We start from the raw sequence: 25,404 nt of genomic DNA, 5'->3' as shown, positions 1-25,404 counted from the left end.
CGCTACCCGCGGGCAACGGACGTGGCCGACCAGCGCTGGTTGGCACCCGACGTCGCCCCGTACAGCCCGATCCTGGCACCGTCCTCACGCGACTCCCCGACCACGTCGAGCAGGCTGCCCGTCTCGGCGTTGACGAACGTCCACGTGCCGTCCCCGGTGGACGACAGCACCCACCTCGCGGCAGGACCGTCGGACGGCGTCAGCACGACGTCGCCGCCGGAAGCCGCGATCCGCTGTCCCGTCGAGGCGTTGACGACGGAGAACCGGGCGCGGTTGCCGTAGCCGCCCGAAAGCCGCTCCACCCGCCAGACCTGGTCCGCGGCGGCGAGGTCGGTGGTGCGCTGGACGAGCGAAGTGCCCGAAGGTGCCAGGGACTTGCCGCTCTGCACACCGGTGAGGCGGTACTCACCGCCCAGCGCGGCAGCACGGTCCACGCCGCTGACACCGCTCACCTCGACCGTGGTGACCGACCTGGCCGGCACCGCGAGCGTCGCCTTGCGGTCCTTCACGCGCACGGCGGCGCCCTTCACCAACGCGCCGTGCTGGTCCGTCACGACAGGCCTCACCGACGCGCCCGGCCGCACCGACGCGAACGCCGACAGGTCCAGCGTGACGGACTGCGCCTGGTCGGTCTTGTTCAGGTGTACGACGGACTTCAGCTCGGTGCCGCGCACCGCGGCCACGTCGGTCGTCGTGCCGACCTTCACCAGCCGGTCACCGGGTTGGACGTAGTGCGTGAAGTTCCGCAGCGTGTGGAACTTCGTGTTGACGCGCGGCGGGCAGGTCGCGAGGGTGTCCTGAGGCCCGCAGTCGAACGGGATCTGCACCACGCCCCAGTTCATCCCGTCCGGGGACTCGGCGCCGGGCGTCATGTTGTCGTAGTCCTCGACGGCCTGCCAGAGCAGCCACGCCCGCGGTTCCAGCTCGCGGAGATCGTCGATCACGCGCTCGGCGATGCCGAGACCGGGGTCCATGCTGGTGAAGCTCTGGCCGGTCCCCCAGTGCCCGTCGACCTCGCTCATCCACAACGGCTTGCCCGCGCCCTTGGCGATGTCACGGGCCGACGTGCGGCGTGCCGTGCCGTAGGTGTGCACGTTCAACTGGCCGACCTGCGCCCGTGCCGCGGCCGGATAGCCCGCCCAGTCGTCCGCGAAGATGCCGGGATTGGTCTCGTCGGGCGCGGACACCGTCGCTTTCACGCGGTTGGCGCGCAACGCTTCCGCCATCGCGGGCACGACCGCCGCCTGCAAGGCGGGACCCATGTGGGCGCCTTCCTGGCGGCCGCCCGTCGGGTTGCCGTCCGGGCCCAGCGTCGTGCGCCAGTACGGGGTGTTGGGCTCGTTGAACGGGTCGACGGTGGCGAACCGGATGCCGTGCGCGCGTTCCAGCTCCGCTGCCGCCTGGGCCAGGTAGGCGGCGAAGTCGCCGATCCTGTCCTGCCGCAGCTGGTCCGCGTTCGGGTCGAAGCCACCGGAGACGTACCCGCTCACGGTCTGGAACCACGGCGGCGAGTTGCTGAACGCCTCCCAGCGCGTCACGTCCCGCTTGATCCGGTCGACCCACCACCGCTGACGCGGATCCGCCGCGGCGTCGAAGAACCGCGGGTCGCCGGGCTTCCACCAGTCGGTGTCGGTGCGGGTCGTGCCCGCCGGCGCCTTCCACCAGCCGGGGACCGCAGCGCCCGCGCGGAGGTACTGCGGCACGTCCGGCGCGTTGCCGCCGCCGATGTCGTACCGCGCGATGCTCAGGTTCAGACCGTCCTCGCCGAACAGCAGGTCCGCCAGCCGGTTCCGGATCTCGTCCGGGTAGCCGCCGGTGGCGTTCGCGAACCACACCAGGCTCGTTCCCCAGCCCTGGAACGGCTCCTGCTGGTAGGTCGGATCCGGCCGCACCACCACGGACTCGGCAGCGCCGGACCCGGCGGCGGTGGCCGGTGCGGCGGTGGAGAACGTGAGCGCCGAAACGGCGAGCAGAGCGAGAAGTCTGGTCATCGGTTCTCCGTAGAACGCGCGATGTTAACGCTAACGTCTATCGAGAACCTACTGACGCGTCAAGGTCCTGCCGAACGGTGGCGCGTACCGTCCGGCAGGACCTCCCGGGAACGTCCGCCCGCCGAAGCAGGCCTGACCGCTCGAACCCGAGGAGAGTTACCCGAGCGAGCAGGTGGCGAAGCGCTCCAGGCCTTCGGGCCGCGCGCTCACCCGGCCTACGGCGATCTCGATCCGGTCCAGCGCGGCGCCGCGCTTGCTCGCCAGCGGACCGAGGATCGCGTTCTGCACGAAGTTCGGCCCGCCCTGACCGGCCGACGTGCGCAGCCGCTCGTTGGCCTCGGCGATCTGCTTGTCCAGGTTCGCGAGCTCGCGGTCGACCTCGGCTCGCGCGGCCGCGGGCACGTTCTGCACCACGGGCGCCGGGCAGGCGATGGCGCCACCGGCGGCCGAACCGCCGGTGGCGGGCGTGGACGGCGACGAGGTGGACGGCGGTGCCGACACAGCGGGCGCCTCACCGAGTCCGCAGGTCGCGAACCTCTCCAGGCCTTCCGGCTTCTCGGCGACCCGGCCGATGGCGGTCTCGATGCGGTTCAGCGCCGCGACGCGCTTGCTCGCCAGCGGACCGAGGATCGCGTTCTGCACGAAGTTCGGCCCGCCTTCACCGGCCGACGTGCGCAGCCGGTTGTTCGCCTCGGCGATCTGCTTGTCCAGGTTGGCCAGCTCGCGCTGTACCTCGGCCTGCGCCGCGGCGGGCACCGCCGGGACCACCGGCTGCGGACACGCGATCGAGCCGGTCACCTCCTCCCCACCGGCGAAGGCGACGGCGGCGGTCACCGCGGTCAGCGTCGCGGCGACCGCGACTCCGGCGAGGAGGACCCGCTTGCCGCGTTGTGGTCGTGCATGCGCTCTCGACATGGGCGAACCTCACGAGTAGGGGACGTTTTCTGCCGGCACACCGGGAATACGGATCCACACCGTGAAGGGTTCAACCACTTGTGAGCGTTCACAGAGGACTGGTCGACGACCGGGGGCGGGCCTGCCGGGATCACCCCCGGCCGGCCCGCCGGCCGCGTCAGCTGATGCCCGTCGCCAGGCGGTGGTACGCGGAGTTCCAGCGCAGCCGGTCGAGGAACGACGCGGGCGTCGTCTCCGAGTCGATGAGCACGAGCTCCGTGGCCGCCATCTGGGCGAAGTCCCGCAGCACCTCGGCTCCGACGGCCTGCGTCATGACCGTGTGGTGCGGGCCGCCGGCCGTGAGCCAGCACTCCGCGGACGTCGAGAGCGACGGCGCGGGCTTCCACACAGCCCGTGCGACGGGCAGCTTCGGCAGCGGCTCGTCCGGCGGGACCACCGTGACCTCGTTGGCCACCAGGCGGAACCGGTCGCCGAGGTCCGCGAGACCGACCACCACGGCGGGGCCGGGAGCGGCGTCGAACACGAGCCGCACCGGGTCCTCCCGGTCGCCGATGCCGAGCGGGTGGATCTCGCACGACGGCTGGTCCGCGGCGATCGTCGGGCACACCTCCAGCATGTGCGCGCCGAGGATCTTCGGCTCACCCGGCCCGAAGTGGTAGGTGTAGTCCTCCATGAACGACGTGCCGCGGCCGATCCCGGTGCCCATGGCCTTCACGGTGGCCAGCAGCGCCGAGGTCTTCCAGTCGCCCTCGCCGCCGAAGCCGTAGCCGTCCGCCATGAGCCGTTGCACGGCGAGGCCCGGCAGCTGCCGCAACCCGCCCAGGTCCTGGAAGTTCGTGGTGAACGCGCCGAACCCGCCGTCGTCGAGGAAGGACCGCAGCCCGATCTCGATGCGGGCGGCGTAGCGCAGCGAGTCGTGCCGCTCTCCCCCGCGCCCCAGTTCCGGCGAGAGCCGGTAGGTCTCGGCGTAGTCGGCGACGAGCAGGTCGATGTCCGCGTCGGGCACGGCGTCGACGACGGCCACGAGGTCGTTGACCCCGTAGGTGTTGACCGAGACGCCGAACCGCAGTTCCGCCTCGACCTTGTCGCCCTCGGTCACGGCGACGTCGCGCATGTTGTCACCGAACCGCGCGAGCCTCAGCGAACGCAGGTGCGCGCGGCCGGTGGCCGCACGCGCCCACCCGTCGATCCGCTCGGCCACCACGGGATCGCTCGCGTGCCCGGCCACCGTCTTGCGCGCCACCCCGATCCTGGTCTGCACGTAGGCGAACTCGCGGTCGCCGTGCGCGGCCTGGTTGAGGTTCATGAAGTCCATGTCGATGCTGGACCACGGCAGGGCCTCGTTGAGCTGCGTGTGCAGGTGCAGCAGCGGTTTGCGCAGCAGGTCCAGCCCGGTGATCCACATCTTCGCCGGGGAGAACGTGTGCATCCACGCGATCACGCCGACGCACGACGGGTCGTTGTTCGCCTCCTGCATGACCCCGCGGATGGCGCCGGAGTCGGTCAGCACCGGCTTCCACACGATCTCCGCGCTGATCCGGCCCGAGTCGGACAGCATCCGCCGGATCTGCTGGGACTGGGCCGCGACCTGGTCGAGCGTCTCGGGGCCGTAGAGGTGCTGGCTGCCGGTGAGGAACCAGATCTGGGGCTTGTCCGGCATGTGCTCTCCTTCTGGGCTCACTGGCCGTAGACGTTCTGGTAGCGCTCGTAGAGCCGGTCGACGTCCTGCTGGGCGATCACGTCCGGTTTGCCGAGCTGGAGTGCGAAGTGGACGGTGCGGGCGACGTCTTCCAGCAGCACCGCGGCTTTCACCGCGGCACGGGCGGTCGCGCCGACCGTGAACGGGCCGTGGTTGCGCATCAGCACGGCCTTCGACCGGCTGGTGCTCAGGGTCTCCACGATCCCCTTGCCGATCGAGTCGTCGCCGATCAGCGCGAACGGCCCGACCGGGATGTCACCGCCGAACTCGTCCGCGATCATCGTGAGCACGCACGGGATGGGCTCGCCGCGCGCCGCCCACGCTGTCGCATAAGGAGAATGCGTGTGCACGACGCCGCCGACGTGCGGCATGTGCCGGTACACGTAGGCGTGCGCGGCGGTGTCGGAAGACGGCGCGAGCTCGCCCTCCACCAGTTCGCCGTGCAGGTCCGTCACGACCATCGCGTGCGGACCGAGCTCGTCGTAGGACACCCCGGACGGCTTGATCACCATCAGGTCCTGGCCGGGCACGCGCGCCGACACGTTGCCCGCCGTCCAGGTCACCAGCTCGTACCGGGTCAGCTCGCGGTGCAGCTCGGCGACCGTGCGGCGCAGCTCCGTCGTGGCGGACATCAGCTCTTCCCCTCCAGGGCGTGGCGCCGGTAGCCGCGCAGCCGGTGCATGACATCGTTGGCACCGCGGCCGAAGTAGTCGTGCAGCTCCAGGTAGTCGAGGAAGAGCCGTTGGTACGCCTCGACGTTCTCCGGTATCGGCGTAAATGCGTTGCGGCGCACCGATCCCATCGCGGCCGCCGCCTCGCGGATGTCCGAATAGGACCCAGCGGCCACCGCGGCGTGCATCGCGGAGCCGAGCGCGGGGCCCTGCGCCGAGCCGATCACCGACAGCGGCAGGTTCACGACGTCGGCGTAGATCTGCATCAGCAACGGGTTCTTGAGCAGCCCGCCGGCGATCACGAGCTCGGTCACCGGCACGCCCGCGTCGACGAAGGCGTCGACGATGACGCGCGTGCCGAACGCCGTGGCCTCGATCAGCGCGCGGTAGACGTCCTCGGCCCTGGTGGCGAGCGTCTGGCCGACGACCACACCGGACAGCTCGTGGTCGACGAGCACGGACCTGTTGCCGCTGTGCCAGTCGAGCGCGACGAGCCCGTGCTCACCGACCTCCTGCCGCGCCGCGAGCTCGCTCAGCAGCTCGTGCACGGTGATGCCGCGTTCGGCCGCCTGCTCGTGGTAGACGGGCGGGACCTGGTTGCGCAGGAACCACGCGAAGATGTCGCCGACGCCGCTCTGCCCCGCCTCGTAGCCCCACAGGCCCGGCACGATGCCGCCGTCGACGACGCCGCACATGCCCGGGACGTCGCGCAGCACGTCACCGCTCATGACGTGGCACGTGGAGGTGCCCATGATCGCGACCATCTGGCCGGGCTCGACCGCCTGCGCGGCGGGCGCGGTGACGTGGGCGTCGACGTTGCCGACCGCGACCGCGATGCCCTGAGGCAGACCGGTCCACGCGGCGGCCTCTGCGGTGAGCTCACCGGCCTTGCCGCCGAGCGCGGACAGCGGGTGGTCGAGCTTCGTCGCGACGAAGCCGGCGAACTCCGGGTTGAGCTCCGCGAGGAAGTCCTGGTCCGGGTAGGCGCCGTCCTGGTGGATGCCCTTGTAGCCGGCGGTGCAGGCGTTGCGGGTGTAGGTGCCCGTGAGCTGCCAGATGATCCAGTCCGCGGCCTCGACCCAGTGGTCCATCGCCGCGTAGACCTCGGGCGCCTCCTCCAGCACCTGCAGGCCCTTGGCGAACTCCCACTCCGAGGAGATGAGCCCGCCGTAGCGCGCGAGCCACGGCTCCTTGCGCTTGCGGGCCAGCTCGTTGATCCGGTCCGCCTGCGGCTGGGCGGCGTGGTGGCGCCACAGCTTGATGTAGGCGTGCGGGTTCTCCGCGAACTCCGGCAGCTCGCACAACGGCGTGCCGTCCGCGGTGACCGGCACCATCGTGCAGGCGGTGAAGTCGGTCCCGACGCCGATCACCTGGTCCGCCGAGATCCCGGCCGCCTCGACGGCCTGCGGGACGGCGGTGCGCAGGACGTCGAGGTAGTCGGACGGGACCTGCAGCGCCCACTCCGGCGGCAACGGCCGGCCGGTGGCGGGCAGCACCTGGTCCACGACACCGTGGCGGTAGTCGTGCACAGCGGTGCCGAGCTCGGCACCGTCGCGAACGCGCACGACCACGGCGCGACCGGACAGCGTGCCGAAATCGACACCCACCACACACGCGTCGCGGTCGATCGTCATGTCAGTCACGACCTGAGTGTTATCGCTAACAATCAGCGAGTCAAGGTGTGCCCGGCGAATCGTGATTTCCCTGCGAGAGCGCCAAATGATGAGTGAGGTGAGCGCACGACAAACCCACGTGCGGCGTCCACGGCAGGACGCCACGCGGGAGGTGCCGGCGGTTCGGGCGGGCGGTGCCCTCGCTCAACGGAACCGCGCGCGGGCCACGCCGGGCCACGCCGGGGCACGACCCCGGTCCCGCACGACCTACCGGGGCGGCGCCGCCACGCTCGCCCGATGCACCAGCATCGGCTCCACGGCCCGTCGCGGTGCCGCCACTGCTCCGCCGCTGAGCTGCTGCAACAGCAGGCCGAGCGTTTCCCGTGCCACCGCGGCGAAGTCCGGGCGCACGGTCGTGAGCGGGGGGATGAAGTACGCCGCCTCCGGCACGTCGTCGAAGCCCACGACGCTGAGGTCGTGCGGCACTCGCCTGCCGCGCTCGCTCATCGCCCGCAGCAGACCCAGGGCGAGGTGGTCGTTCGAGCAGAACACCGCCGTGACCTCGGGCATCCGCGCCAGCATCTGCCCCGCGCGGTAGCCGGCCGCCGCACTCCAGTCCGCCGTGACGACCGGCGGCACCTCGGCGTTCATCGCCTCGAGCGCGCGGCGCCAGCCCTGGGCCCTGCCCGCCGCGTCGAACCAGTCGGCGGGGCCGGACACGTGCCAGACCGTCTCGTGGCCCGCCTGCAGGAGGTGCATGGTGGCGTCGTAGGCGCCCGCCGCCTGGTCGACGGTGACCAGTGGCGTCGGGCGGTCCGGGTCGCCGTCCACCGTCACGAGCGGCACACCCGCGGGCACGTCGGCCAGCGCGTCGGCCGCCGACGAGGTCGGCGCGATCACGACGATGCCCGCCACGCGCTGGTCCCGGTGCCGTTCCACCGCGGCGGAGATCGAGGCGCGGTCGAGCACCTTCACCCTGCCGACGCTGACCGCGAACCCGGCCTCCGCCGCGGCCTCCTCGAAGGCGGACAGCAGCGAGGCCGGGCCGTACAGCGTCGAGTTCTGGGCCACCACGCCGATCAGCTGCGTCTTGCCGGTCACGAGGGCGCGGGCGGCCCGGTTGGGCCGGTAGTCCAGCTCCTTGATGGCCGCCTGCACCCGCAGCCGGGTCTGCTCGCGGACGTTCGGGTGGTTGTTGAGCACACGCGAGACCGTCTGGTGCGACACCCCGGCAAGCCGTGCGACATCGGTCATCGCGGGGTCACGCGACGTCTTCTCCACTGCGGTCTCCGATCTTGGATCTGCACCGGTGATGTTAGCGATAACACCAGGTCGGCATCGATGCAGTGCTCATTGTCCACTCATTCGAGACGGAATGTGGCACGTCGCCGCGCGTCGCGGTCGCCGCCCGGCCTGGACACGACCAGGCGGCCGGTGTCATGTGCGAGATACGTGTCCGCACCGACACGGAGCGAGACCGCGGAGCGGTCAGCGAGTCCAGGCACCCGGACAAAACTCGCCGCGCGACCATAAGCGTCCGCGTCCTCGAACGGGTCGATGCGGATCACGTCGGAGTCGACTCGCACGTACCGGTCCGGGAAGTTCACCGACTGCAGCGCGACCGTGCCGGAACCGAGGAACCCCGGTGCGAACCGGAACTGCGAGTCGGCCACGTCGCGGACGTTGCCGTCGACCCGCAACCTGTACTCGTAGTGCCGCACCACCAACGCCGGCGCGTCCAAGGGCGACAGCCGCACGATCGGCCCGCCACGCCCCACGGGCACACCGAACGACGGCGTGCCGTCGGCGTTCCAGTGCAGCTTCTGCACACGGGTGTGCCGGTTCGGGTCGAACAGCGGGTCGCCGGTGATGTCGCGGTAGTCGCGGGCGTGGTAGACGAGCACGTCCGTGGAGCCCACCGTGGTGAACGAGTTGTGGCCCGGCCCGTACTGCGACGTCGGCGCGTGCGTGGTGAACACGGGGTTCGGCGACTTGGTCCACGACCGCGCGTCGAGCAGGTTCGCGTTCTCATCGGCGGTCAGCAGGCCCATGCAGTACCGGGCGTCGGTGGCGCTCGCCGAGAACGTCACGAACACCCGGCCGTTGCGGATCAGCACCGCGGGCCCCTCGTTGACCTTGAAGCCCTGCACCTCCCACGGCAGCGTGGGCGTCGCGATGCGCACCGGCGCGGTCTTCAAGGCCAGCGGTGAGGCCATCTCGGCGATGTAGAGGTTCGAGTTGGTGGCGATGCCGGGTTCGCTCTGCGCCCACAGGAAGTAGCGCTTGCCGCGGTGCGCGAAGGTGGTCGCGTCCAGTGTGAACGTGTCCCACGCCGTCACCATCTGCCCGCGCAGCACCCACCCGCTCTCGCGCGGGTCGGCGTTGGCGGACTCCAGCACGTAGGTGCGGATCCGGAACGGTTCGTCCTTGTCGCCGGCGGCGAAGTAGACGTACCACCTGCCGTCGACGCGGTGCAGCTCCGGCGCCCAGATGTACCCGCCCATCACGCCGGACGCGGGCCGGCGCCAGATGGTGCGTTCCCTGGCGGAGGACAGACCGTCCAGAGTGGACGCGCCGCGGACGACGACCCGGTCGTACTCGGGCACGGACCCGGTCAGGTAGTACATGCCGTCGGTCGGCGGCGTGATGAACGGGTCGGCGCGCTGCTCGACCAGCGGGTTGCGGGCCGGCAGGGCGGGGTCGGGTTCGGCGGCGGCACCGGCGGGGAGGGGTGCGGCGGACGCGAGCGCGCCGGTGGCGGCGATGACGCCGCCCGTGCGCAGCAGGGATCGTCGGTCGATCACGAGCGGCTCCTGATCCGGAGGAAGGTCACGGAGTTCGGCGGGAACGTGTGCGTGAAGCTGCTCGCCACCCGGACCTGTTCGGAGCGGGGGCGGATCGGCTGGGTGAACTCGGTGTTCACGTCGTCGGGACGGCCCTGCAGCACGGTCGCGCGTGCCGTCGACGCCACCGGGACGCCGAGGTCGATCCGGGTGCGGGCGGCGTTGTCCTGGGCGTTGACGACCTTCACGACGAGCTCGCCGGTGGCGAGGTCGCGGGTGACGACCTGGCGGAACGGCTCGGCGAGCTCGTCATCGGTGAACTCACCCCACTTCTGGCCGTCGAGGAAGAGCGCGACGTGGCGGCCGCGGACCTCGACCCGCACGTCGTAGGTGCGGCCGGTCTCGATGGTGGTGCCGTGGGAGATCAGCGTGCTCTTGCCGCCTCCGACCGCCTTCTCCACCGCGGACTGGGTGTTGTTCCAGCCGCCGAGGTTCCACCAGTAGTGGTTGCCGGTGCCCTGCACGCCGAACGCGACGAGGAAGCCCTCGCGGCCGGACTGCTTGGTGGCCTTGACGTTCAGCGTGTAGTCCTGCCAGGTCCTGTCCCCCGCCGTGACGAGGGTGTCCTCGGCGGTGGCGTCGGACTGCACGTAGGCGCCGTTCACCACGTTCCACGCGCCACGGCCGGACTTGGTCCACCTGGCGTCGCCGCCGGAGAAGTCGTCGCTGAACAACGTCCGACCGGAAGCGCTGGTCACGTTCACATCGTCGTAGGTCGCGGCCGTCGCCCAGGTCGAGAGCCCGATGGCGCCGGTGATCGGTGCCAGGGTCGACGGCGTGGCCGAGGCGGTGCTCGGCACGACGTGGTCGCCGACGTTGTTCATGAAGAGCTTCTGCACCTCGTAGCTCGCCGAGCCCCACGACGCGTGGTTGTTGAACCAGATCATGTCCGGGCGCCACTGGACGTAGTCCTCGTTGGACAGCAGCGGCGCGTACGAGGCGAGCTTCACGACGTCGGCGTTGCGTTCGAGGCCCGTCATGAACGAGGCCTCGCTCAGCGCGTTGAAGAACCTGTTGTCCTGCGAGGCGTACTCGCCGAGGAACACCTTGGGGCCGTTGCGGTCGTAGGAGTCGTAGCGGTTGTTGTTCTCCAGGAACCAGCTCGGGCTGTTGTAGTAGTGCTCGTCGACCATCTTGACGCCGGCCTGCCCGTTGAGCTGCCAGAGCCGGTCGAACACGCCGCCGGCGTCGTCCGGGCCGGAGTTGCTGACCACGGTGATGTCCGGGTACTTCGCGTTGATCGCCTTGCGGAACTCGGTGAACCGCGCGAAGAACTCGTCCGGCAGGTTCTCCTCGTTGCCGACGGCGAGGTGGGTGAGCTCGAACGGCTTGGGGTGGCCCATCTCCGCGCGCTTGCGGCCCCACGCCGAGTCGGCGGGACCGTTGGCGAACTCGACCAGGTCGAGCGTGTCCTGGATGTGGCGCTGGAGCAGCGCGGGGTCGTCCGTGACGCGGTTCTGGCCGCAGCCGGTGACGAGGGCGGGCACGACGGGCAACGGCATCGCGCCGACGTCCTCGGCGAACTGGAAGTACTCGAAGTAGCCGAGGCCGTAGGACTGGTTGTAGCCCCAGAAGTTCCAGTTCGTGGCGCGCTGCTCGACCGGTCCGATGGTGTCCTTCCACTGGTACGAGCGGCGACGCTCGTAGCCGGGCGCGTCGTAGCCGTAGTGGCTGCCGGTGTTCACGAGGCAGCCGCCGGGGAAGCGGACGAAGCCGGGCTTCAGGGCTGCGATCTTCTCGGCCAGGTCGCGGCGCAGGCCGTGGCCCTTGAAGGTGTCCTGCGGCATCAGGGAGACCATGTCGAGGCGGAGGGTGCCGGTGCCGCCGCCGGTCACCAGGAGCCGTCCGGTCGCCGAGGACTTCTTCGCGCGGATCGTGCCGGTGTAGCGGGCCCAGCCGTCGCCGCGGACCTCGGCCTTCACCGGGTCGCCCAGGGCGGTCCCCGCGGGGTCGGTGACGGTGGCGGTGAGGTTCGCGCCCTGGTCCGCGCGGGCCCAGACGGAGAAGTCGTAGCGATGGCCCTCGGTGACGGCTACCCCGCTGTTGTAGCCGGAGTTGATGACACCGGCGGGCAGGCCGAGCTTCAGGTAACGGCGGTTGCGTTCGTTCATCCGGCCGCTGTCGTCGGCGACGTCGACCGTGCCGCTGTGCGGCGCCCACGACGTCAGTCCGTTGTAGCCGGCGTTGTCCGCCGGGTCGTACTCGAACGAGCGGTTCTGCACGAGTTCCGCGTACAGGCCACCGTCCGCGGCTCGGTTGATGTCCTCGAAGAACACGCCGTACATGGAGTCGTCGATCGACGGGCCTTTCCGCGTGGCGTCGACCTTGAGCGTGTAGTCGGTTTCAGCGGCCGCCCCGGACCCGGGAACGGCGACCAGCAGACTCGCCGCGAGCGCGGCGCACAACAGGGCGTGCTTGCGGTGCACGGGTTTCCTCCCCCGCTCGGAAGTGAGCGTTAACATAGGACTGCGACTTCGTTACGGGCAAGGTCTTGACGTCGTAGTTGTGAACGTTCACTCTTGGCAGCCTGCAACCGCGGACACGCGGTCGAGCTCCGCGACACCGTCGTCACCCCGGAGGAATCCCAGTGCTGAAGAAGATCACGACAGTCGCCAGCGTGGTCCTGCTGAGCGCGCTCACCGCCTGTGGCTCGGGAGGTGGTGGGGGCACCACCGGCTCTTCCGGCAGCACCATCACGATGGGCTTCGCCCAGGTGGGCGCCGAGAGCGGCTGGCGCACCGCCAACACCAAGTCGATCCAGGACGAGGCGAAGGCCGCCGGGGTCGACCTGAAGTTCTCCGACGCGCAGCAGAAGCAGGAGAACCAGATCAAGGCGATCCGCTCCTACATCCAGCAGAAGGTGTCGGTGATCGCGTTCAGCCCGGTGGTGGAGACGGGCTGGGACACCGTGCTGCTGGAGGCCAAGCGCGCCAACATCCCGGTGATCCTCACCGACCGTTCGATCGACTCGGACGACACCTCGCTCTACAAGACGTTCCTCGGCTCGGACTTCGTCGAGGAGGGCCGCAAGGCCGGCGACTGGCTGGTCGCCAACGTGACCGGTCCCGCGAACGTGGTGGAGCTGCAGGGAACCACCGGCGCCGCGCCCGCGATCGACCGCAAGAAGGGCTTCGAGGAGAAGATCGCCTCCAAGCCGGACATCAAGGTCGTCGCGTCGCAGACCGGTGACTTCACGCGGTCCGGAGGCAAGCAGGTCATGGAGGCGTTCCTCAAGTCCCAGCCGAAGATCGACGTCGTCTACGCGCACAACGACGACATGGGCCTCGGCGCCATCGAGGCGATCAAGGCCGCGGGCAAGGTGCCCGGCAAGGACATCAAGATCATCACCGTGGACGCGGTGAAGGACGGCATGACGGCGCTGGCCAACGGCGAGGTCAACTTCATCGTCGAGTGCAACCCGTTGCTGGGCAAGCAGTTGATGGACCTCGCGAAGAAGGTCGTGGCGGGCGAGAACGTGCCGGCACGGGTCGTGACCGAGGAGGGCACGTTCACCCAGGAGCAGGCCAAGGCCGCGCTCCCGCAGCGCCAGTACTGAGCTCCGCTGCCGCAGGAGGAAAGACCGGGTGGCCGAGGCCACCCGCCCAAGACCCGCAGGGCCCGTCACCCGGCGCATCCGGTGACGGGCCCGGCGGCCCAGCGACGAAAGCCAGAGCCCATGACCGAGTCGCCGCCACCCGTCGTCGAGATGCGGGGAATCAGCCTCGCGTTCCCCGGCGTGAAGGCGTTGCAGGACGTCGACTTCCGGCTGTTCCCCGGTGAGGTGCACGCCCTCATGGGCGAGAACGGCGCCGGGAAGTCCACTCTGATCAAGACCTTGACCGGCGTGCACCGCCCCGACAGCGGCCAGGTCGCGCTGGCGGGCGAGGACGTGGCGTTCTCGTCCCCCGGCGAGGCCCAGCACGCCGGGATCAGCACCGTGTACCAGGAGGTCAACCTCTGCGCGAACCTCACGGTCGCGGAGAACATCCTGCTGGGCCGCGAGCCGCGCAGGTTCGGCGGCATCGACTTCCCCGCGATGCGCAAGCGCGCCGCCGAGGTGCTGGCGCGCATCGGTGTGCACATCGACCCGGCGTCGAGCCTCGGTGAACACCCCATCGCCGTGCAGCAACTGGTCGCGATCGCCCGTGCGATCGCGGTCGACTGCCGCGTGCTGGTGCTCGACGAGCCGACGTCCAGCCTGGACGCCGGTGAGGTCGCCGAGTTGTTCCGGATCATGCGCGTGCTGCGCGACGAAGGCGTCGCGATCCTGTTCGTGTCGCACTTCCTCGACCAGGTCTACGAGATCTCCGACCGGATGACGGTGCTGCGCAACGGAGCCCTCGTCGGCGAGCACCTCACCGCGGACGTCGACCGCCGCACGCTCATCGCGCAGATGATCGGCCGCGACCTCGGCGCGCTGGAGGCGATCGAGGACGCGGCGGAGAAGCACCGCGTCGACGGGCCCGTGCTGCTGCAGGCCTCCGACCTCGGCCGACGCGGCGCGATCGAGCCGTTCGACCTCGAGATCAGGGCGGGCGAGGTCGTCGGCCTGGCCGGCCTCCTCGGGTCCGGCCGCACCGAGCTCGCCCGGCTGCTCTTCGGCGCCGACCGCGCGGACTCCGGCAGGCTGCTCGTGGACGGCAAACCGTTGCGCCTGCGAGGCCCACGATCGGCGATCGCGGCCGGCATCGCGTTCAGCTCGGAGGACCGCAAGGGCGAGGGCCTGGTCGCGGACCTCTCGATCCGCGACAACCTGGTGCTCGCCATGCAGGCGGCACGGGGCTGGACGCGCCCGCTGCCGCGCAGGACGAAGGACCAGCTGGTCGAGAAGTACCTGAAGGCGCTGGACATCCGCCCCGCCAACCCGGACGCCCTGGTGCGCACGTTGTCCGGCGGCAACCAGCAGAAGGTCCTGCTGGCGCGCTGGCTCGTCACCGAACCGAGGCTGCTGATCCTGGACGAGCCGACCAGGGGCATCGACATCGGCGCCAAGGCCCAGATCCAGCAGCTGGTCACGACGCTGGCAGCCGAGGGCACCGCCGTGCTGTTCATCTCGGCGGAGCTGGAGGAGGTCGTGCGCATCGCGGACCGGATCGTCGTGCTGCGCGACCGGCGCAAGATCGCCGAGCTCGACGGCTCGGCGACCGGCGTGGACGAGGTGGTCGAGCTCATCGCGGGCGGGGCCGCACCGGAGAAGGTGGTGTCGTGAACAACCGTGCCGTTCACGCTGTTCCAGCGGGCGCGAACAGGTCGGCAGCCATCCCACGGCAGCCGCGCCACGCCCCGCATCGGCACACCGGACCGGTCACTCGCGCCGGCCGTGCCACCCCCGCACATCACCACACCGTGCCGAAGGAGGTGGCCCCGTGAAGAACCGGCTCATCTGGCCGCTCATAGCGCTGGTGGCCCTGCTGCTGCTCAACCTCGTGGTCACACCGTCGTTCTTCTCGCTGCGCATGCAGGACGGTCACCTCTACGGCGGCCTGGTCGACGTCCTCAAGAACGGCGCGCCGACGCTGCTGATCGCCCTCGGCATGACGCTGGTGATCGCCACCCGCGGCATCGACCTCTCGGTCGGTGCGGTGGCGGCGATCGCCGGGGCCGTCACGTGCGTCCACATCGGAACGTCCGGTGACGCGGGCACGGCGTTCGCCGGCATGGCGATCGCGCTGGTGCTCTGCGCCGTCCTGGGTCTCTGGAACGGGTTCCTCGTCGCGGGGCTCGGCATCCAGCCGATCATCGCCACGCTGGTGCTGATGACGGCGGGCCGCGGTGTCGCCATGCTGGTGACCGAAGGTCAGATCGTCACGGTCAACAACACCGCCTACCGGCAGGTGGGCGCCGGGTTCGTGGTGCTGCCGACGTCCATCCTGATCGCACTGGCCGTGCTGGGCGTGGTGGCGTTCGTGACGCGGCGGACCGCGCTCGGCATGCTCATCGAGGCGGTCGGGGTGAACCCCGAGGCGTCGCGGCTGGCCGGGGTGCGGTCGCGCACGATCATCTGGACCGTCTACGTGTTCGCCGCTGTGTGCGCGGGCATCGCCGGGTTGATGATCAGCTCGAACGTCAGCGCCGCCGACGCCAACAACGCCGGGCTGTGGATCGAGATGGACGCGATCCTCGCCGTCGTCATCGGTGGCACGTCGCTGGCCGGCGGGCGGTACTCGCTCACCGGCACGCTGCTCGGTGCCCTGATCATCCAGACCCTCACCACCACCGTCTACACGATCGGCGTCGCGCCGGAGGTGACGCTGGTGTTCAAGGCCGTCGTCGTCATCGCCGTGTGCCTGGTGCAGGCGCCCAAGGCCCGTGCGGCACTGAGCTTCCGGAAGGTGGCCGTCTCGTCATGACCGCTCTCTCCCAGCGGGTGCCGTCGCGGTTCCTGCCCGTCATCGCGACCGTCGTGCTGTTCGTCCTCGCCTTCGGCGTCGGCTCGGCGCGCTACGACGGCTTCGCGTCCGGTCAGGTGATCGCGAACCTGTTCATCGACAACGCGTTCCTCATCGTGCTCGCCGCCGGCATGACGTTCGTGATCCTCAGCGGCGGCATCGACCTGTCCGTCGGTTCGGTGGTCGCGCTCTCCACGATGGTCACCGCCGCGGGTCTGCGGGCGGGCTGGCCCGCGCCGCTGGTCGTGCTGGCGGTGCTGCTGATCGGCTCGACGCTCGGGCTGCTGATGGGGATCGTGATCCACCGGTTCGACATCCAGCCGTTCATCGTCACGCTCGCCGGCATGTTCTTCGCCCGCGGCCTGTGCTTCCTGATCAGCGTCGAGTCGGTGTCGATCAAGAACAGCACGTTCCGCGACGTCGCCACGGCCGCGATCGAGCTGCCCGGTGGCGTCACCATCACCTACAACGTCGTGATCGCGCTGCTGGTCGTCGTCGCCGCGGTGTACGTCCTGCACCGCACGCGCTTCGGCCGCACGGTCTACGCGGTCGGCGGCAACGAGTCGTCCGCGCTGCTGATGGGGCTGCCGACCGCGCGCACCAAGGTCGGCGTCTACGTGATCAGCGGGTTCTGCTCGGCGCTGGCCGGGCTGCTGTTCAGCCTGTACATGCTGTCGGGCTACGGCCTGCACGCCGTCGGCATGGAGCTCGACGCCATCGCGGCCGTCGTGATCGGCGGAACGCTGCTGGCGGGGGGCGTCGGGTACGTGCTCGGCGGGGTCGTCGGGGTGCTGGTGCTCGGCACGATCCAGACGCTGATCTCGTTCCAGGGCACGCTCAGCTCGTGGTGGACGAAAATCGTCATCGGTGTCCTTCTGCTGGTGTTCATCGCCGTGCAGCGCACTATGGTTCGGCGGTGAGACGCACCGGTCCCGTCCTGTTCGTCCTGGTGGCGCTCGTGGCGATCCTCGGCGTGGTGGTGCTGCGCGACCGGCCGGGCGTCGCGGGTGCCCCCGTGGCCGCCGCCGGCGCGAGCACCGCGCCCACGAGCACCCCGACCGCGACCACAGCCACGAGCACGGCGCCGCCTGCTCGTACGACCCGGGCCCCGACCCGCTGACCGCCGCGATGAACGTGGCGGACTACGAGAACTCCGCCGCGTGCGGCGCGCACGTGCTGGTGAAGGCCAACGGCAAGAGCATCACCGTGCGGATCACCAACCTCTGCCCGGCACCGTGCCGTCCCGGCCAGCTGGACCTCAGCGCGCAGGCGTTCGCCCAGCTCGCGCCACCCGTCCAGGGCGAGATCCCCGTGACTGCTTGCTGTCCTGCACCAAGGAAGTGTCTTTACGTTCAGGGATTTTCGGACCGTCGCAAGCCCAATTTGCCCTTACAGGACAGGCATTTCCTCCATGCTCAGGTCAGATCTGCGTCACATTGCATGATCGATCGAGGCTAGTGTGCTCCGACCAGCTTGCGGCCGAACTCGCACGCCTCCTCGATCACCGTGTCCTGCGGGATGGTCTGGTCGTGGTGCACGACGTAGTCGAGCATGCCGTGGAGCGCGCCGTACAACAGCACCGCGTTGATCTTCGGTCTGTCGATGGAGAAAACGCCGGCGTCACGACCACCACTCAGCAGCGTCGACAGCGTCAGCAGGTGACGGTTCGCCGCCGAGACGCCGGTCTGCACGTCCTTGTCGCCTGGCGCGTGTGCGAACAACGCGTCGTGCAGATGCGTGTTGATCATGTAGGCGTTGATCATCTCCACGATCCACGTCTCCAGCCTGCCGATCCAGTCGTCCTCAGGCATCCGGGACAGCAGGAGTTCCTGCTGCGCTATCAACCGCTCCACCACGCGTTCCTGCAGCGCGGCGATGATGTGAGACTTTGACTGGAAGTACAGGTAGAACGTTCCCTTCGCGACCCCGGCGGCCACTGTCACGTCGTCGACCGTCAGAGAGGACAGTCCTTTGTTGACGATGATCCGTTCCGCCGCGTCCAAGAGCAGGCCGCGTTTGTCCGCTGTGTTCCGCGCTGCCGTCATCCTCATCCTCACGCCTACCGGTGCTGCCGCGCCCCAGTATGCGCCATTTGGTCGCCGCATCGGGTTCGAGGTGTGGCGAATTGCCGAACTCGGTCAGGCATCCGCCACCGGCACATTGTCCTGCACTACCTGCGGCATGACCACCGGAGGATCCTTCAACCGTGCGTTCACGACAGCCGCCGCCATGACGGACATGGTCGCGACGATTAAGACGGCCAGGTAGCCCACGTGGCCGGCGAGTGCAACGGCCAGCGCGCCCCCTACCAGCGACACGAACGTGCCGACACTCGCCAAGACGGTGAAGTCGCTCGCGGCCGTCGCGGGCCGGGTGAAGTCCATCGTGATCGCGTTGATGGCCACTGACCCGGCGGCGTACACGGCACCGAACGAGCACAACGCGACGGTCGTCCCGAGGAACGGCGCGTGGCCAAGAGCCATCGGGCTGAACCCCAGCAGCGCCAGGCCCTGTGCCCCGCAGGACAACGCGAGCACGCGCCTGCGGCCGAGGCGCTTGACCAGCAACCCCGCACCGAGTGCGGCCAGCCCGCCGACCGAGCTGACGGCGATGCCCACGATCAACCCGACGCGATCAGCCGACCAGCCCGCGTCGACGAGCATCGGCGTCACCAACGCGTATCCGCCGGTAACACCGATCCAGCTCAGCGGCAGCAGGAACAGGGTCCAACGAACCACGCCCGGCACCTTGAACACGGTCACCACCGCCCGGAAACCGGGGCGCTCGCCGATGTCGGCGTACTCCGGTTCGCGGTACCGGGCGAGCGGCCACAGCGGGATGGCGGTGAGCACGGCGAGCGACACGACGGCCGCGCGCCAGCCCCACTGGGAGTACACGAACAGCACCGCGCCGCCGCCCAGCATGTGACCGACATATCCCCCGGCGAACCGCACGCCGCTGCCCACGCCCCGGTCCTGCGGTTCCAGCGCGCGGACGGCGAGCGCGTCGGCCGCCACGTCCTGCATGGCCGAGGCCTGCACCACGATCAGCACGACGACCATCACCAGGCCGTAGTCGCCGACCGGGTCCAATGGCAGCAACGCGATCAGCATCGCGGCCATCAACGGCTGCAGCACCAGTAGCCACGAGCGGAAGTGACCCCGGCGCCCGCCGAACCGGTCGAGCAGCGGAGCCCAGAGGAACTTGACCGAGAACAGCAGGCCGACCGAGCTGACGAGCGCGATCTGGCTCAGCGACGCGCCGCGGTCGCGCAGGATCACCACGAGCGCCATGTAGATGAAGTTGATCGGCAGGTACTGGCCGGCCTGCAGCATCCCGAGCAGCCGGAACGTGTCCCGCCTCGATGCTCCGTTCACCCGAAGCTCGACTCTGGTAACTCGGCCCATTGACGCCGGACCCGCCGCACCGTGACGAACAGCGGGTCCTGGTGCTCCGGCAGCGCCTCGTCGATGGGCAATGCGAAGCCCGAGAACGCGGCCATCGAGAGGACCCACTCCGGGAGGATCGCCGCGCGGTACTTCGCGTAGGCCTGGCAGCACCGGCGCGCCCAGGCGAGCGCCTGCATGCGCGAGTGAGGCGCGCGCTGTTCCGCGAGCTGCGCCGCTGCCCAGCACGCGGTGCGCAGGTCCGTGGCGCGCCGCGCCACCGCGGCGAAGCTGTGTTCCCGCGCGGCCCGCATGTGCGTCAGGTACACCGATTCCAGGTCATGCCGGTCGTACGGCCCGTCGTTGTCGATCCTCATGACTGCCCCGACGTGACGCGCCAGCCTGCCGCGCGGGACCGTTCGGCGTAGAAGCCCGCGTACCGGCCCTGTCGTTCGATCAGCTCGTCGTGGGTGCCGAGCTCGATCACCGCGCCCGCGTCGATCACCGCGATCTGGTCGGCGTTGACGATGGTCGAGAGCCGGTGCGCGATCACGACGATGGTCTTGCCGCGCGCCGCGAGTGCGCCCATGCCCGCTGCCACCGCCGTCTCGTTCTCCGGGTCGAGCGCCGCGGTCACCTCGTCGAGCAGCACAATCGGCGTGTCCTTCAACAGGGCACGGGCGATCGCGACGCGCTGGCGCTCACCGCCGGACAGCGACAGCCCACCCTCGCCGACCCATGTCCGCCAGCCGTCGGGCAGGCGTTCCACGACCTCGTCCAGCCGGGCTGCGGTGACCGCCTCCCGCATCTGCTCGTCCATGGCGTCCGGTGCGGCGAGCCGCACGTTCTCCTCGATCGTGCCGTCGAAGAGGTAGGTGTCCTGGAAGACAATGGACATCTGGTCCATCAGATCGCCGGAGGTCAGGTCGCGCACATCGGTCCCGCCGATCCGCACCGCGCCGCGGTCGACGTCCCAGAACCGCGCGATCAGCCGCAGGAGCGTGGTCTTGCCCGCGCCGGACGGTCCGACGAGCGCGGTCATCGCGCCGGCCGGGACGCTCAGCGAGAGCCCGCGCAGCACCGGCCGTCCGTCGTAGGCGAACGTGACGTCGTCGAACTCGATCTCGGCCGTGGCCGGTGGCGTCGACGTGCCCGGTTCGGGCAGCGGGGACGCGGTGAGCACCTCCGACACCCGATCGACGGCGATGTCGGCGGACCGGATCGCGCCGAAGAGGTTGCCGACCTGGGCGAGCGGCTCCACGAACCGGGTGGCCAGTACGAGCAGCGCCACCACGTCGGCCACCGTCAGCTCACCGCCAAGGGCGAGCCAGGTGCCGGTGATCAGCACGATCGTGAAGCCCAGTTGCACGACGCCGACGTACACCAGCTGCGGCACCGTGAGCCTGGTCAGCGCCGCGCGGAAGGTACGCCGCTGCTCGTCCAGCGCCCGTTCCATCGGCGCGAATCCCTCGAGCGCGCGCCCTGTGGCGCGGAAGACCGGCTGCGCCTGGGCGAACTCGATCGCCCTCCCCGCCGCCTCCGCCGACGCGTCGTCCATGATCGACTGGGTTTCCCGCACCACGGGGCCGGACCACCTGGTCACGATCATCGCGGCGGGCACGGTCACCAGGAACGCGACGCCCATGCGCCAGTCGACGAAGAACACGCCGACGACCACCGTCGCGGGCGTGGCGATCGACTGCACCAGCTCGGGCCAGACGTGCGACACGACACTCGCCGCCGACGGCGTCGACTGCGCGACCGCGCGCGCCAGCCGACCGGACGGATTGCCCACGAACCAGCCGAGTGGCAGTCGCCGCAGGTGCCGCCCAACGTCGTGCTGCACGTCCCGCATGACCCTGTTGGCGGTGCTGTAGCCGAGCGCCTTGGCCCACCACGCCCCGGCGAGGTAGGCGACACCGAGCACGGCGACCACGCCGAGCCATTTCACCGCGGTGTCGAGATCCGGCGGGGTGGCGAGCACGGCCCGCAGCAACGGGATGATCGTCACCAGCAGACAGCCCTGCAGTACGCCGATGAAGACGTACCTCGCGGTGAGCATGCGCAACGTCCGGCCGTGCGGCCAGATCGGCAGCAAACGCTTGATCACTGGGCGACCTCCGTCGTCATCTGCTGGATGAACCACATCCGGGCGTACTTGCCGTCGCGTTCGATGAGCTCGTCGTGGGTGCCGTGCTCGACAATCCGGCCGCCATCGAGCACGAGGATCTGGTCAGCGTGCGCGATGGTGTGCAACCGGTGTGCCACCACGAGAAGCGTCCGGTTCTTGGTCAGCTCGGACAGCGCTTCCTGTACGGCGACCTCGTTCTCCGGGTCCACCATGGCGGTCGCCTCGTCCAGCAGCACGATCGGCGCGTCCTGCAGGATCGCGCGGGCGATCGTCAACCGCTGGCGCTCACCGCCGGACAGCACGCCGCCCCGTCCGGTCACCAGGGTGTCGTAACCCTCTGGCATCGCCTCGATCACGTCGTGCATTCGAGCGGCCCGCGCGGCGGCCTCGACGTCCGCGTCCGTCGCGTCCGGCCTGCCGAGCCGGATGTTCTCCCTGATGGTGTCGCGCACCAGCACGACGTCCTGGAACACCACGGCGGCCAGCCGCAGCAGCTCGTTCTGCGGGATCTCGCGGATGTCGACGCCACCGACCTCGATGGCGCCACCGGTCACGTCGAAGAAGCGAGGAATCAGCCGGGTCATCGTGGTCTTGCCCGACCCGGACGGCCCGACGATCGCCGTCACCGTCCCTTGTGGACACAACGCGCTGACCTCGCGCAGCACCTCGTTCTTGCCGTCGTAGGAGAAGTTGACCGCGGAGAACCGCACGTCGTACCTGACCGGCACCTGCGGGCGCACCGGTGCGGGCAGCGGCGGTTCGGCGAGCACGTCCGTGACGTGCTGCGCGGCCACACGCGCTTTGCGCAACGACTGCGTGCCCTGCAACAGCGTCATGAAAGGCGCGGGCAGCCCGACACCCACCAGCACGAACGGCAGCAGGTCGACCGGCTGCAACCAGCCGGCGGCCACAAATCCCGTTCCCGCGCCGAGCACCACCACCAGCACCGACGCGGGGGACAGCAGCGCCATGTTGGCGAACATCGCCTTGCCCGCTTCTCGCGTCCACGCCGCGAGCACATCGCAGAACTCGTCCACGACGGACGAGAACCGCTGGTACGCGCTGCCGTCCTGGCCGTACGCCTTGATGACCTGGATCCCGTCGACGTACTCGATCGTCGAGTTGTTGATCCTGCGTTGCGCGTCCATCAACTGGGCCATCCTGGCCGGCAGGGTGCGGTGCGCGATCCTCATGGCCAGCACGGCCAGCGGCAGCAACGCGAGCGTCACCAGCGTCATCCGCCAGTCGACGGTGACGAGGTAGACGATCGCGGCCAGCGGAAGCCCGATGGCGCTGGCGACGTCGAGCATCGCGTGCGCCACCAGGTGGTGCATGTCCTCGATGTCGTCGTCCATCACCTTCTTGAGCTCACCGGAGCCCCGGCCACCGAACCACCCGAGCGGCACGGTGGCCATGTGCCTGGCCAGCCTGCTGCGCAGATGCCGTTGCAGGTCGGCGTCGGCGAAGTGGGTGACGAAGTTGCCACTCACCAGCAGTCCGAGCCGCCCGGCGGCACCGACGACGCCCACGACGACCCACCACACCACCGCCGATCGCGCTCCACCCGTCAGCAACAGTGCCGCGATCTCGGCCACCGCCACGTAGGGCAGCAGCCCGAGCACGGAGCTCACGAACGCCATCGCGGTGCCCAGGTAGAGCCGTCCCCGTACCGGGCCGAGGAGTTCCACGACCCGCGGCCTTTCGGTGTCGCGTTGACCGGGCTCGGCCGTCGCGACAGTAGGTGAAACATCAACAGTCGTGGTCACAACAGAAGTCCTCCCCTGCTCACACCGTGCGTACAGCATACGCACGAAGGAAGTGTAAACGAAACCCATTTCCAACAAGCAGGTGGGGTCAGCGCGCGAAGAAGCCGTCGATCATGGCCTTGAGGCCGTCGCGGAAGTTGTCCTGACTCTTCAGCTCCAACATGGCGGGCATCACGTGTGCCATCTCCTCGTACTCGGCCCGGCCGGCAGGCTCCTGCCGGCCGTAGCTCCGAGCCGAGGCGGCCGCCAGATGCCCGAAGAACACGTGCCCCCAGGTGTAGCGCCAGATGGCGGTGTGCGCGGAGGCCGCGGTCCTCTCGTCCAACCCGGCCGCGCGCATCGCGGCGAACATGTGCTCCGACAGGCGCAGGGCACTCGGCGGCAGCTCTTCCACCGCGAGCACGGCCTGCACCACCCAGGGGTTGGCCTCGAGCACCTGGTGGACTTCGGTGACGGTGTCGATCAACCGGCGGCGCGGGTCCGGCGACGCGGGCAGAGGACGGTCGGTGATCCGCCGGGAGACCACGTCGAGCAGCTCCATCAACACCTCGCGCTTGTCAGCGACGTGCCGGTAGAGCGACATGGGCGCCGTCCCGATCTCATCGGCCAGCCGCCGCATCGTCAGCACTTCGACGCCGTCCCGTTCGACCACTCGCATCGCCGCACTGATGATGCGGGCCCGGCTCAGCGGCCCCGCCTGACCCACACGTCCTCGCACCCCGTCCTTCACTAACACAGTGTGCACGCAAGGCTTTGCCCGACCGGTGACCAGTTGATACGGAGGTTCCCAACGAGACCGGCCTGAGTTAGAGTGATGACTGACCGTCAGTCATGTCGGTTTGCGCAGTTCTTTGCGTCGGTTCCGGAAATTCACTCAACTTTTCGTCTTCACCACCAAGGGGAAATGACGTGGTTGCGAATACGGATGTGGTCACGCCGATGCCGCTCATGAGAATCGCGAGCGGTTTCGGGATGACAAAGGCACTGGCGGCGGCCGTGGACCTCGGCCTCTTCAACTATCTGTCCAAGGTCGTGACCGCGACGAAGGCGCAGATCTGCCGTGACCTCGGCCTCGCGGATCGACCCGCCGGGATGCTGCTGACCGTCTGCATCGCGATGGAACTGCTCGAGTCGGACGGCGAGTGGGTCCGGAACTCCGCCATGACCGAGGAGTTCCTCGTCATCGGCAAGCAACACTATTTCGGCGACTACGTGAAGCTCAAGGACGTTCGCGCCTACCACTCGTGGAATCGGCTGACGGACGCGTTGCGCACCAACGCGCCGGTCGGCTGGGACCCGACGACGCAGGCCACCCCGTTCGAGGGTATCTCGCCAGAAGAGGCCGAGCTGTTCTACTCGGCGATGCGGTCGCTCTCCGCCCACACCGCGGCCACCCTGGCCAGGGCCGTCGATCTCTCCGGCGCCAGGAGGCTGCTGGACGTCGGTGGCGGCAGCGGCATCTACTGCATCGAGCTCTGCAAGGTGAACGAACAGCTCCACACGTCGGTGTACGACCTGCCGTCGGTGTGCCCGATGATCGAGCAGGCAGCCCGTGAGGCAGGCATGGCGGACCGCATCTCCGCCGCGCCAGGCAACTTCCTGACCGATGAACAGCTTCCTGGCGGGCACGACGTCGCGCTGCTGTCGACGGTGCTGCACGACTGGGATCCCAAGTTCAACGTCGTCCTGCTGCGCAAGGTGTACGACGCCATCGAGCCCGGCGGCATGGTCGTGATCTGCGAGCAGTTCATCTCCGACGACAGGGACGGGCCACTGGAAGGCGCACTGCTGAGCCTCAACATGCTGGTCGAGACCACCGGCGGCGCCAACTACACGAGGAACGAGTACAAGAGCTGGCTGACCGAGGTCGGCTTCACCGACATCGAGCACGTCGGCTTCGAGGCGGCCGGGGCCAACGGGGCCATGTTGGCGCGCAAGCCACGCTGACGATCATCCGGGAGGAATTGCGTGTACCGCATCAACGCGGAGCTGATGATTCC

The 25,404-nt window shown here is 69.5% G+C and carries 21 protein-coding genes; 7 read left to right on the top strand and 14 right to left on the bottom strand.

All coding sequences use genetic code 11. The features are described from left to right. Window positions 1–2: 2 nt before the first annotated feature. From VM306_RS06290 to VM306_RS06255, 8 genes are all read right to left on the bottom strand, one after another. A complete protein-coding gene (locus tag VM306_RS06290; RefSeq protein ID WP_325511858.1) occupies window positions 3–1,991 on the bottom strand; it encodes an RICIN domain-containing protein in 1,989 nt (662 codons plus the stop codon). A gap of 156 nt (window positions 1,992–2,147) precedes the next feature. Then, entirely contained in the window at window positions 2,148–2,906 is a 759-nt protein-coding gene (locus tag VM306_RS06285; RefSeq protein WP_325511856.1) for a hypothetical protein, read from the bottom strand. A gap of 157 nt (window positions 2,907–3,063) precedes the next feature. Next, entirely contained in the window at window positions 3,064–4,566 is a 1,503-nt protein-coding gene (araA, locus tag VM306_RS06280; RefSeq protein ID WP_325511854.1) for an L-arabinose isomerase, read from the bottom strand. Window positions 4,567–4,583: 17 nt separating this feature from the next. Continuing rightward, complete coding sequence (locus VM306_RS06275) at window positions 4,584–5,237, bottom strand: L-ribulose-5-phosphate 4-epimerase (RefSeq protein WP_325511852.1); 654 nt, start codon at window positions 5,235–5,237, stop codon at window positions 4,584–4,586. After that, window positions 5,237–6,910: a ribulokinase gene (gene araB / locus VM306_RS06270; RefSeq protein WP_325511896.1), complete on the bottom strand. Its 1,674-nt coding sequence runs from the start codon at window positions 6,908–6,910 to the stop codon at window positions 5,237–5,239. Before araB ends, VM306_RS06275 begins: the two co-directional genes overlap by 1 nt. A gap of 246 nt (window positions 6,911–7,156) precedes the next feature. Next, complete coding sequence (locus tag VM306_RS06265; protein WP_414672333.1) at window positions 7,157–8,143, bottom strand: LacI family DNA-binding transcriptional regulator; 987 nt, start codon at window positions 8,141–8,143, stop codon at window positions 7,157–7,159. Window positions 8,144–8,250: 107 nt separating this feature from the next. Continuing rightward, on the bottom strand, window positions 8,251–9,693 hold the full coding sequence (locus tag VM306_RS06260; RefSeq protein ID WP_325511848.1) for a family 43 glycosylhydrolase: 1,443 nt from the start codon (window positions 9,691–9,693) through the stop codon (window positions 8,251–8,253). Beyond that, entirely contained in the window at window positions 9,690–12,158 is a 2,469-nt protein-coding gene (locus VM306_RS06255) for an alpha-L-arabinofuranosidase C-terminal domain-containing protein (protein WP_325511846.1), read from the bottom strand. The genes VM306_RS06260 and VM306_RS06255 overlap by 4 nt, the downstream gene beginning before the upstream one ends. 161 nt (window positions 12,159–12,319) lie before the next feature. Between VM306_RS06255 and VM306_RS06250 the strand changes: the two genes are divergently transcribed. The 6 genes from VM306_RS06250 to VM306_RS06225 all read left to right on the top strand — a co-directional run bounded on the left by VM306_RS06250 (window position 12,320) and on the right by VM306_RS06225 (window position 17,579). Beyond that, complete coding sequence (locus tag VM306_RS06250) at window positions 12,320–13,288, top strand: ABC transporter substrate-binding protein (protein ID WP_325511844.1); 969 nt, start codon at window positions 12,320–12,322, stop codon at window positions 13,286–13,288. Window positions 13,289–13,408: 120 nt separating this feature from the next. Further along, window positions 13,409–14,941, top strand: a complete 1,533-nt coding sequence (locus VM306_RS06245; RefSeq protein ID WP_325511842.1) for a sugar ABC transporter ATP-binding protein — start codon at window positions 13,409–13,411, stop codon at window positions 14,939–14,941. A gap of 157 nt (window positions 14,942–15,098) precedes the next feature. Further along, on the top strand, window positions 15,099–16,082 hold the full coding sequence (locus tag VM306_RS06240) for an ABC transporter permease (protein WP_325511840.1): 984 nt from the start codon (window positions 15,099–15,101) through the stop codon (window positions 16,080–16,082). After that, window positions 16,079–17,041: a galactofuranose ABC transporter, permease protein YjfF gene (gene yjfF, locus VM306_RS06235; RefSeq protein WP_325511838.1), complete on the top strand. Its 963-nt coding sequence runs from the start codon at window positions 16,079–16,081 to the stop codon at window positions 17,039–17,041. Before VM306_RS06240 ends, yjfF begins: the two co-directional genes overlap by 4 nt. Continuing rightward, window positions 17,038–17,241: a hypothetical protein gene (locus VM306_RS06230; RefSeq protein ID WP_325511836.1), complete on the top strand. Its 204-nt coding sequence runs from the start codon at window positions 17,038–17,040 to the stop codon at window positions 17,239–17,241. The genes yjfF and VM306_RS06230 overlap by 4 nt, the downstream gene beginning before the upstream one ends. An 8-nt stretch (window positions 17,242–17,249) precedes the next feature. After that, complete coding sequence (locus VM306_RS06225; protein ID WP_325511834.1) at window positions 17,250–17,579, top strand: RlpA-like double-psi beta-barrel domain-containing protein; 330 nt, start codon at window positions 17,250–17,252, stop codon at window positions 17,577–17,579. Here the strand turns inward: VM306_RS06225 and VM306_RS06220 are convergent. The 6 genes from VM306_RS06220 to VM306_RS06195 form a co-directional block, all read right to left on the bottom strand. Next, the gene (locus VM306_RS06220) at window positions 17,576–18,166 is read right to left on the bottom strand and encodes a TetR/AcrR family transcriptional regulator (protein ID WP_325511832.1); all 591 of its coding nucleotides are present in this window, start codon (window positions 18,164–18,166) and stop codon (window positions 17,576–17,578) included. The genes VM306_RS06225 and VM306_RS06220 overlap by 4 nt on opposite strands. 93 nt (window positions 18,167–18,259) lie before the next feature. Beyond that, on the bottom strand, window positions 18,260–19,498 hold the full coding sequence (locus VM306_RS06215) for an MFS transporter (RefSeq protein WP_325511830.1): 1,239 nt from the start codon (window positions 19,496–19,498) through the stop codon (window positions 18,260–18,262). Continuing rightward, the gene (locus tag VM306_RS06210; protein ID WP_325511828.1) at window positions 19,495–19,884 is read right to left on the bottom strand and encodes a hypothetical protein; all 390 of its coding nucleotides are present in this window, start codon (window positions 19,882–19,884) and stop codon (window positions 19,495–19,497) included. Before VM306_RS06210 ends, VM306_RS06215 begins: the two co-directional genes overlap by 4 nt. Beyond that, window positions 19,881–21,617, bottom strand: a complete 1,737-nt coding sequence (locus VM306_RS06205; protein ID WP_325511826.1) for an ABC transporter ATP-binding protein — start codon at window positions 21,615–21,617, stop codon at window positions 19,881–19,883. Before VM306_RS06205 ends, VM306_RS06210 begins: the two co-directional genes overlap by 4 nt. Beyond that, window positions 21,614–23,326, bottom strand: a complete 1,713-nt coding sequence (locus tag VM306_RS06200; protein ID WP_325511824.1) for an ABC transporter ATP-binding protein — start codon at window positions 23,324–23,326, stop codon at window positions 21,614–21,616. The genes VM306_RS06205 and VM306_RS06200 overlap by 4 nt, the downstream gene beginning before the upstream one ends. A gap of 166 nt (window positions 23,327–23,492) precedes the next feature. After that, complete coding sequence (locus VM306_RS06195; RefSeq protein ID WP_325511822.1) at window positions 23,493–24,122, bottom strand: TetR/AcrR family transcriptional regulator; 630 nt, start codon at window positions 24,120–24,122, stop codon at window positions 23,493–23,495. 113 nt (window positions 24,123–24,235) lie between these two features. Between VM306_RS06195 and VM306_RS06190 the strand changes: the two genes are divergently transcribed. Beyond that, a complete protein-coding gene (locus VM306_RS06190; protein WP_325511820.1) occupies window positions 24,236–25,351 on the top strand; it encodes a methyltransferase in 1,116 nt (371 codons plus the stop codon). Window positions 25,352–25,404 lie beyond the last annotated feature (53 nt).

Source organism: Lentzea sp., from assembly GCF_035525475.1.
Lineage (GTDB): Bacteria > Actinomycetota > Actinomycetes > Mycobacteriales > Pseudonocardiaceae > Lentzea.
Note: the sequence above shows the minus strand (reverse complement) of the source record. Positions and strands in the feature narration are given on the sequence as shown.